Annotated in this window: 5 protein-coding genes; 3 read left to right on the forward strand and 2 right to left on the reverse strand. The window is 36.3% G+C overall.

The window, feature by feature from the left end:
• Positions 1–5: 5 nt before the first annotated feature.
• Positions 6–560, reverse strand: coding sequence for a GNAT family N-acetyltransferase (locus JC605_RS23465; protein ID WP_198858509.1), 555 nt, complete (start codon positions 558–560; stop codon positions 6–8).
• A 177-nt stretch (positions 561–737) separates the two neighbouring features.
• Entirely contained in the window at positions 738–1727 is a 990-nt protein-coding gene (gene bioB, locus JC605_RS23470; RefSeq protein ID WP_198858510.1) for a biotin synthase BioB, read from the reverse strand.
• 891 nt (positions 1728–2618) lie between these two features.
• Here bioB and JC605_RS23475 point away from each other — a divergent pair.
• From JC605_RS23475 to JC605_RS23485, 3 genes are all read left to right on the forward strand, one after another.
• The gene (locus JC605_RS23475) at positions 2619–3530 is read left to right on the forward strand and encodes a type IX secretion system membrane protein PorP/SprF (protein ID WP_198858511.1); all 912 of its coding nucleotides are present in this window, start codon (positions 2619–2621) and stop codon (positions 3528–3530) included.
• A gap of 12 nt (positions 3531–3542) precedes the next feature.
• The gene (locus tag JC605_RS23480; RefSeq protein ID WP_198858512.1) at positions 3543–5483 is read left to right on the forward strand and encodes an OmpA family protein; all 1941 of its coding nucleotides are present in this window, start codon (positions 3543–3545) and stop codon (positions 5481–5483) included.
• A gap of 54 nt (positions 5484–5537) precedes the next feature.
• Positions 5538–10135, forward strand: a 4598-nt coding sequence (locus tag JC605_RS23485) for an S-layer family protein (RefSeq protein ID WP_198858513.1), incomplete at its 3' end; no start/stop codon positions are given.

Raw genomic sequence — 10135 nt, forward strand, 5'->3', positions numbered from 1 at the left:
CCTTATTACAATTTTCTCTTGTCCCATTCCCGTTTTAGCATTGCATACTGAAATTCACTTCCCCATTTTCCTTTAAAGAAAATATTCTCGATAAAGTGCCCTTCTTGTCTAAAACCGATACTTTTCAATAGGTTAATCGAAGCAATATTTTCAGCATCTACAATTTCAACAACTCGATGTATTTGTTTGGTGTCAAATAGAAAATCCAGAATGCCAACAAAAACCTCTTTTGCAAAACCTTTTTTTTGCTCAAGGTGCGAGATTGTTATTCCGATTTCGGCAATTCTTGTATCGTATTGATCAAGTTTAATTGCACAGTCGCCAATGAGTTGTTTGGTTTTAGTATTTTCAATTCCGTATTGTACCCATTCTCCAGCTTTGCCAAAATGTTTTGTTGCGTTTTCTTTAATAAATTCTTCAGCCTCTTCAATTGCCATAACATCAAAACCTTGATATTTTGTAACTTCTGGATTAGACCTATAGATATGAAAATCAGATAGATCTGATATTTTAAGGTGTCGTATGTTAAGTTGTGCCGTTTCTATATTTAATATTTCCATTATCTGAATTTCTGCTTGCAATAACGCTTTTCAAATATATTTAATTATTTTCTGAAATATGTCCCGCTTTACAAAGAGATCCAAATTGGAATAAAAAAAACTGCGCATCCTCAAACATTTTTAGAGTTGCGCAGTATTTTTATGTTTTTAAGTGTTTTAGAGTTTCAAAAATATCTTTTAAACCACAGAACAGCTACTTTTTCTTTCTTTAGTTAAAGGTTTAAGTCCAAGATTTTGAAACATTTGCATATCTTCTGATAGTCCTGGGTTTGGTGTTACTAGTAAAGTTTCGCGTTCTCCAGTAAAAATAGAATTGGCACCAGCCATAAAACACCAAGCTTGCTCTTCTTCTGTCATTTCAATTCTTCCTGCACTTAAACGTACAACAGATGCTGGCATAGTAATACGCGCTGTGGCAATCATTCGAACCATATCCCAAAGAGGTACTTTCGGATTATTTTCTAATGGTGTTCCTTTTACTCTTGCCAGTGCGTTTACAGGAACAGATTCTGGATGAGTAGGCATTGTAGCTAAAGTTGCTAACATAGAAACACGATCGGCGGGAGTTTCTCCCAAACCAATAATTCCGCCAGAACAAACCGTAATACCCGCTTTTCTAACATTATTTATAGTATCAAGACGCTGATCAAATTTACGTGTGCTAATAATTTCATCATAGTAACTTTCAGAAGTATCTAAATTATGATTATAAGCATACAAACCTGCTTCTTGAAGTCTTATAGCTTGCTCTTCGGTAAGCATTCCTAGTGTACAGCAAACTTCTAATCCGAGATCATTAACGCCTTTTACCATTTCAATAACACGATCAAAATCTTTGTTATCTCGTACTTCGCGCCAAGCTGCAGCCATACAAAAACGAGAAGAACCTCCATCTTTCGCTTTTTGTGCATGTTCAAGAACAGTTTCTGTTGGCAAAAGAGCCTGAACTTTTATATCAGTATGATAGCGCGCTGCTTGTCCGCAATAGGAACAATCTTCTGGACAGCCACCTGTTTTAACAGAAAGTAACGTGCAAACTTGTATTTCTGAAGGTTTATGCCAATTGCGATGTACAGTTGCTGCCTGATAAACTAACTCAAGCAAAGGCTTATCATAGATGGCTTGAATTTCTTCTTTGCTCCAGTCATTTCTTATTTCCTTGTTCATTTTTTATTTTGATACTTTATGATTTTTAGTCAAAAGTATCGTTTTGCTGTATCATCAAAATGTACCACTTTTTATATTCTGAGTAGTCCGGTTTGAATATTGTTTTGAAAGTAGTTTTGGAAACTACTGAAAATCAAATGGTTAAATAATGCTAGAATATGTACTAATTTTCGTTAAATATTGTTTCATTTTATAAAATGAAACATAAAATACCTGTTTTGAAACCTCTCAATTGAATAGTGTTTATAGTTTTGTAGGAAATTAAATAGTTTTATTTAATGAAAAAATAATGTTAAAATACTGTATATCAATATATTTTGTATATTTTTGTAAGATGTTTAATACTATTGTGTATTTTAACATGTAAGAAATTAGATTGTTGTGTGCTTCTGAAATTAATTTAAAAACGAATATAGAATTTAGAAGCTAGTAGTAACAAATTCTCATTTTAAAAGAAATGTATGAGAATGAAAAGACCATATTTATCTGATCAATAAATTAGGTCTAAAAAGCAGATTTCTGCTTTTATTTTTATTTTGGTCTATGCCATTAAACAAATAAAATTGTGATATTTTTTTCAAATTATAATGCAATTTTTTCCTTCCTAAATCTGTTTTTTTAGTCATTCGGTATTTTCTACGATTCAGACTTTGAATCTTTATCAGCCAGACCATTTAACAGCCATTTAATTAAAGCATTACGCTTTAAATTTTTCCACCAGATTTCTATACTCTTAAGTTTAATTATTTACAGTCGTTAAGATTTGAGATACTTGATTTTACAGTATCTGCTAATCTCGAAATTCTATTATCCATGCGAAAAAGTTAAGGAGCAAAAGTTCTTATAACCGACTTGTCATGTCCATAAGTTAAATATTTAAAAAATTAGAAAATGAGTAAAAAACTACTTCTTTGTATCGTTCTACTAGGTTATTGTATTGGTTATGCACAGCAAGATGCGCAGTATACGCAATACATGTACAACACAATAAACATAAATCCTGCGTATGCTGGTTCTCGAGGTGTTTTAAGCATTTTTGCTTTGCATCGAGATCAATGGGTTGGGTTAGATGGTGCTCCTAAGACTAATAGTGTTTCTGTAAACACCCCGATTAATAATAGTAATATTGGTCTTGGTGTCTCTTTAGTAAATGATAAAATCGGTCCTACAACAGAGAATCAATTTTCTGTTGATCTTTCTTATACAATACCAACTTCAGAAACTTGGAAACTCTCTTTTGGTATAAAAGGTACAGCAGATTTTTTTAATCTAGATGTTACGAAACTAAATCCAGAAACAGCTGGAGATCCACAATTTCAAAATCTGGATAATGATTTTTCGCCTAATGTTGGAGCCGGAATTTATTGGCATTCTAATAAGGCTTATATCGGATTTTCTGTTCCAAATTTTATTCAAACCAACCGCTATGATGATAATGATGTCGCGATTTATAAAGACAAAATCAATTATTATTTGATTGGTGGTTATGTTTTTGATTTTTCTCAAGAAGTAAAATTTAAACCTGCGCTTTTGACTAAAATGGTTGAAGGTGCGCCGCTTCAAGTAGATGTTTCTGCCAATTTTTTATTCTTTGAAAAACTCACTCTGGGAGTTGCTTATCGATGGGATGCCGCGATAAGCGCAATGGCAGGATTTCAGATTACCGACGGATTATATATTGGTTATGGATATGATAATGAAACAACCAGATTAAGAAACTACAATTCAGGCTCACATGAAATCTTTCTGCGCTATGAATTCTTCTCAAACAAAAGTAGAATTACAACTCCTCGTTTCTTCTAAAAATAGGGCATCATGAAAAAATCTATACTACTACTTATAAGTATTACTTCTTTTTCGTTTAGCAGTTATGCACAACAGGCAAAAGTCAATTCTGGAGACAAGAAATATGACAATTACGCTTATATCGATGCCATAAAAACGTTTGAAAAAGTTGCTAATAAAGGCTACAAATCTGAAGATATGTTTAAAAAACTAGGTAATGCCTATTACTTTAACTCAGAGTTTGAGAACGCTGCAAAATGGTATAAAGAGCTATTTGCAATGAACACAAGTGTTGAACCAGAATATTATTATCGATATGCACAATGTCTAAAATCTATAGGACAAATTACCGAGGCTAATAAATTTTTGGATGAGTTTAATGCTAAATCAAAAAATGACAGCAGAGGAAAGCTCTATAAAGAAAATCTGAACTACTTGGATCAGATAAAAGCAAATTCGGGAAGATATAAAATAGAGGATGCAGGAGTTAACAGTAAATACTCTGATTATGGTTCATTTGTCTATAACAACAAAATTTATTTTGCTTCTGCACGAGATACAGGAAATTTTGTAAAGCGAAAACACACGTGGACAGGAGAATATTTTACGAATATTTATAATGCCGATCTCGATTCTTCTACAGGAGGCGCATCAAAAGTAAATAAATTTAAATCGGCCATTAATACTAAATTTCATGAGGCTTCACCAGTTTTTACTAGAGATGGCAAGACGGTTTATTTTACCAGAAATAATTACATCAACGGAAAAAAAGGTAAAGATGATAATAAAACCACTTTAATAAAACTTTACAAAGCGGAACTTGGAAAAGATAATAAATGGACCAATATCGCAGAACTTCCGTTCAATAGTGATAATTACAGTACGGCACATCCTGCTTTGAGTCCAGACGAAAAAACACTGTATTTTGCTTCTGATATGCCAGGATCAATTGGACAGTCAGATTTGTATAAAGTCAGCATAAATCCAAATGGAGGTTATGGTGCGCCAGAAAATCTTGGAAATACAATTAATACAGAAGGGAAGGAGACTTTTCCGTATCTAACCTCTGAAAATGAAATTTATTTTGCTTCAGACGGGCATCCAGGACTTGGAGGTTTAGATGTTTTTGTTGCTAACATTGACAATAACGGAAAAATAAGCAATATCCAGAACGTGGGATCAGATGTCAATTCTCCAAAAGATGACTTCGCTTATATTATTGATCCCGAAACGAGAAGAGGTTTTTTCTCTTCCAACAAAGAAGGAGGGCAGGGATCTGATGATATTTATAAATTTTTAGAAACCAAAAGATTAAAGTGTATTCAGGAACTTGAAGGGATTATTACAGATGCCGAAACAGGAGCAGTTCTTTCAGATACTAAGGTCTCATTATTTGGTAGCGATATGTCACTCAAAAGTTCCACAATTTCTGATGCATCTGGCAAATACACTTTTTCTGTCGAATGTGGGAAGATGTATTTTGTAAGAGCAGAGAAACCAGAATATAGCACAAAAGAACTAACTGTCACGATTGGAACAGAAAGCGGAAAAACTACTCTTCCAATCCAATTGGAAAAATCAACATGTAAGGTTACTGTAGGCGATGATTTAGGAAAATGCTTTGGCATCAAGATGATTTATTTCGATTTAGACAAGTCGAACATCAGAAGAGAGGCAGCATTAGATCTCGAAAAAATACTGGCTGTTATGAACGATTATCCTAATATGAAAATAGATGTTCGTTCGCATACAGATAGTAGGGCTTCACATCAGTATAACGAAGCTTTATCTGACAGAAGAGCTAAATCGACGATTCAATGGTTGGTTAAAAATGGAATTGCTCCAAACCGATTGACTGGAAAAGGATACGGAGAAAACCAATTGGTTAATAAATGCGCTGACGGTGTAAAATGTACCGAAGAAGAACATCAAGCCAACAGACGAAGCGAATTTATTATTACAGCTTTGTGATGACTAAAGACTATCATAAAATAGAAATATTATTATCATTAAAATTTATGGATAATGAAAAATAAAATTAAAATCATTTTGGTACTTATTACTTTGCTTTTGTTGACAAGTGCATCAGCGCAAACAAATTATAGTTTTTCTATTGCCGATATTTTAAGCTCAATGCCAAACGGTAAAAGATTGCCTGATGGGACTATTGTAAAAGCAGAACTTATAACGACTGGTGGAGCGACACATTCTACTGGTCCTTCTGGCTCAGGAACTGCTGGACCAGATATTGGAGGATTGTTTACAGGAAATACACTTCCTGCCTATGTTGGAGATAAAACACCAACTAATTTTACAAAAATACAAATGGCAAATACGTTGAATGCAGATAATGGAATGGCAAATAATTGTTCTGCTAGTATTGGATTTAGAATTTATTTTGACCGACCTGTTGAAAGTATAAATTTTCTTGCTTTGGATATTGATGGGGTTCACGGAACTCCAAATGGAAATGCTGAATGGGTAACCTTTTTTGGTTATAATGGAAATACTTTTGTGCCTTATGCTAATGCTGTTAGTGGAGGAAATACACAGCTTGTAAATCAAACTATTAATATAGGAGCAAGCCATAGTTGGAGAACTTTAATTAATAATTCACTAGGAACAATAGCGGGTGCAAATCTTCCTAGCACAATAACCATTAGAAGACAAACACCAAACGGAGGGTCTGGAACACCAGACGATTTAAATCATCAAGTTTTATTTACTCCTCCGTTATCTACTACTCATGTTACAGATTTTTTCCTAATGACTGGTATTTGGAGCGTCACTGCTCAGGCCAATGTACAAGCATCGGGATTAAGTCCAATTGTAATCACAATTAGTTCTGATTTTGGCGATGCGCCAGATAGTTATAAAACGCTTTTGGCATCTGATGGAGCTTCACATGGAGTTGTTGGAACTCTTTCATTAGGTAACACTAATTTTGCTGAACCAGACGGACTTCCTTCTGTTCTGGCCGATGCTTCTATTGATGATGACGGAGTTCAGGTAATTCCACCATTGACAAATAATGGACAAAATATAAGTAGTTATACAGTTGCGGCAAACTTTAATAATAATACTGGACTGCCCGCGAACTATGTAGCTTGGATTGATTGGAATAACGATGGTGTTTTTCAAGCATCTGAAGGAACGACAGCTACATCTCCTGCCGGTACTTTATCAGGAAGTGTTAATCTTACTTGGAATAATGTTGCTTTAACCAATACAGGTGGTCATGCACAAACTTATCTTAGAGTTAGAGTGACAACAGAAGCAATAACAACGTCAGATTCTGGGAGTTCTTTTATGAATGGTGAGGTAGAAGATTATGCAATTGGTATTCCTGCTACAACACCTGATTTTGCATGTTTTAATGTTGGAACTTCTTCGGGATTTATTAATGTTCTTGCAAATGATACTTCAGGTAGTACAATTGTTCCTGAAACAGTTGGTTTTGTTAATCCTGGTACTGGAACTAATCTTATTATAGATGGGTTTGGTGATATTGTTGGAATAACTATCCCAGGAGAAGGTGTATGGAAAGCAAACTCTGTTGGATTGATAAGTTTTGAACCAGAATCTGCTAGCGTAATAAATCCGACCCCAATTGCTTATTTAGGAAGAGATGCTCAAGGAAATATTTCAAATAGTGCTTTGATTACTTTAACGGCTGCAAGTATACCTACTAATACTACAACGGTAACTGAAGGATGTTTTCCAACAACATTAACGGCAACGGCTAGTGTTCCGGCTGGTCAATCTGTTGTTTGGTATGATGCTGCTTTAGCTGGAAACATTGTTGCATCTCCTGTTTTAAGTACAGTAGGAACAGTTACTTATTATGCTCAAGGAAACAACGGTAGCTGTACCAGTGCTGTTAGGACACCGGTTACTTTAGCAATAGCGGCTCCACCAAATCCTGGAACTTTATTAGGTTTTCAAAACATATGTCAAGGGACTTCCACCAATTATGTTACAAATGGAGATGTCGGTGGAATATGGTCAAGTAGTGATCCAACAATAGCAACTGTTAATGCTAGTGGAGTTGTTACAGGTTTAATGCCAGGTGTAGCAACTATAACTTATACGGTAGCTGGAACAGGAGGATGTTCAGACTTATCATCAACTCGAGCAATAACAATTGAAGATGCTCCTGATTCTGGTACTTTAACTGGAAATCAAAATATTTGTGTTGGAGGAACATCTGCCTTTAGTTCAGATGGAGCTCCTGGAGGTATATGGGAAAGTGATGATTTAGCTATTGCTACAGTAGATGTAAATGGTGTCGTAACAGGGGTTTCACGTGGTACAACCCTCATAAATTATACGATAGTACAAACAGGAAGCTGTTCTGTAATTCCTTCAACAATAAGCGTAACCATTATAGAATCTAATCCGGGAACTTTGTCGGGTAATCAAAATGTCTGTGTCGGAGAAACGACAACGTTTACTACTGATGGAGATTCGGGTGGAGTTTGGACAACAGATGATGCAGGTATTGCTTCTGTTGATGTAAATGGTGTAATAACAGGCAATGCTACCGGAAGTACTATAATTACTTATACTGTAAATGGCTCTAGTGGTTGTCCATCTGCATCGACAACTAGAACAGTAACGGTTAATGTTAATGCACCTGCAACAGCTGCCGATATTACGGGAGCTGATACAGAAATTTGTCCTGGGGATAATGCTACACTAAGTGTAAGTTCTGCTACCGTAATAAATCCTGTATTTACTTGGTATGCAGATCAAACAACTTCTACTATTCTTAATAATGGAGCATCATATAATGTTTCTCCAACAGTAACCACAACTTACTACGTAAGTGTTAAAGGAGATGCAACATGTGAAAATGATCCCAATACAAGAAAACCAATTTTGGTAACAGTGAATGCATTAGGAATCGCTTCTGATATAACTGCTGCTGACGCTATAATTTGTTTGGGATCTACTGCGTCATTAACTGCCTCTTCATCTACGGTAACAAATCCAGTTTTTAGATGGTATGCCAGTCAGACGTCAACGGCTGTTTTAAGTACTGGAGTTTCGTATAATCCGTCTCCAATAGCTACAACGACTTATTATGTTAGTGTAAGCGGAGATGGAGTTTGTGAAAATGTCATCAACACTAGAAAAGCGGTAGTCGTCAATGTAACTCCTCTAGCTACACAATTGGATTTAACCGCGAATGATCGAACAATTTGTAATGGTTCATCAGTTTCACTGACAGCTTCGTCGTCTAATGTAGTAAGTCCCGTCTTTAGATGGTATGCCGATCAGACCTCAACAACTGTTCTTAACACAGGGCCTTCGTATAATGTTTCACCAATAACCACTACAACTTATTATGTGAGTGTAAGTGGAACAGGAATGTGTGAGAATCTTCCAAATTTTAGAAAAGCGGTTTCAGCTAATGTAAATCCGCTAGGGCAGGCATCAGATATTACAGCATTAGATGCTATTACCTGCCCTGGACAAACAGTTGCTCTTACTGCTTCTTCAGCTACGGTTACATCACCTATATTCAGATGGTATGCCGATCAGACAACTACAATAGCCTTAAGTACAGGAGCTTCATACAGTCCGTCTCCAACAGTTACGACAACTTATTATGTTAGTGTAAGCGGAACTGGAGTTTGCGAGAATGCTCCAAATACTAGAAAAGCAGTAACAATTTCTATGAATCCGTTGGCAACTGCGGCAGATATTAACACTACAGATCAGACAATTTGTACAGGTGATGCGGCACTACTAATTGCCACATCTGCAATTGATAGTCCTGTATTTATTTGGTATGAAAGCCAAACTTCAACGAATCCTCTTTTCGTTGGAGATTATTACGACCCTACACCAACAGTTACGACAACTTATTATGTTAGTGTTAGAGGTACTAATATTTGTGATAATGCTATTAATACAAGAAAAGCAGTAACGGTAACGGTAAATTCTCTGGGATTGGCCTCAGACATAACTGCGGCTGATGCCACAATCTGTTCAGGCTCTTCAGCTTCTTTGACGGCTTCGTCTGCAACAGTCACTACGCCAGTTTTTAGATGGTATGCCGATCAGACAACTACAACAGTCTTAAGCACGGGAGCTTCATACAGCCCTTCGCCAACAGTGACAACTTCCTATTATCTTAGCGTAAGCGGTGACGAGGTTTGCGAAAATCTTCCAAACACGAGAAAAGCGGTGACGGTAACGGTAAATTCTTTAGGGCTGGCCTCAGACATCACTGCTGCCGATGCGACAATCTGTTCGGGTTCTTCTGCTTCTTTGACAGCTTCGTCTGCAACAGTCGCTACGCCAGTTTTTAGATGGTATGCCGATCAGACAACTACAACAGTCTTAAGCACGGGAGCTTCATACAGCCCTTCGCCAACAGCTACAACTTCCTATTATGTTAGCGTAAGCGGTGACGGGGTTTGCGAAAATCTTCCAAACACCAGAAAAGCGGTAATGGTAACGGTAAACTCTCTGGGATTGGCTTCAGACATAACAGCCGCAGACGCGATGATCTGTTCAGGCTCTTCAGCCTCTCTGTCGGCTTCGTCTGCAACAGTCACTACTCCAGTTTTTAGATGGTACGCCGATCAGACAACTACAACAGTCTTAAGCAC

This window comes from Flavobacterium sp. IB48, assembly GCF_016405855.1.
Lineage (GTDB): Bacteria > Bacteroidota > Bacteroidia > Flavobacteriales > Flavobacteriaceae > Flavobacterium > Flavobacterium ginsengisoli.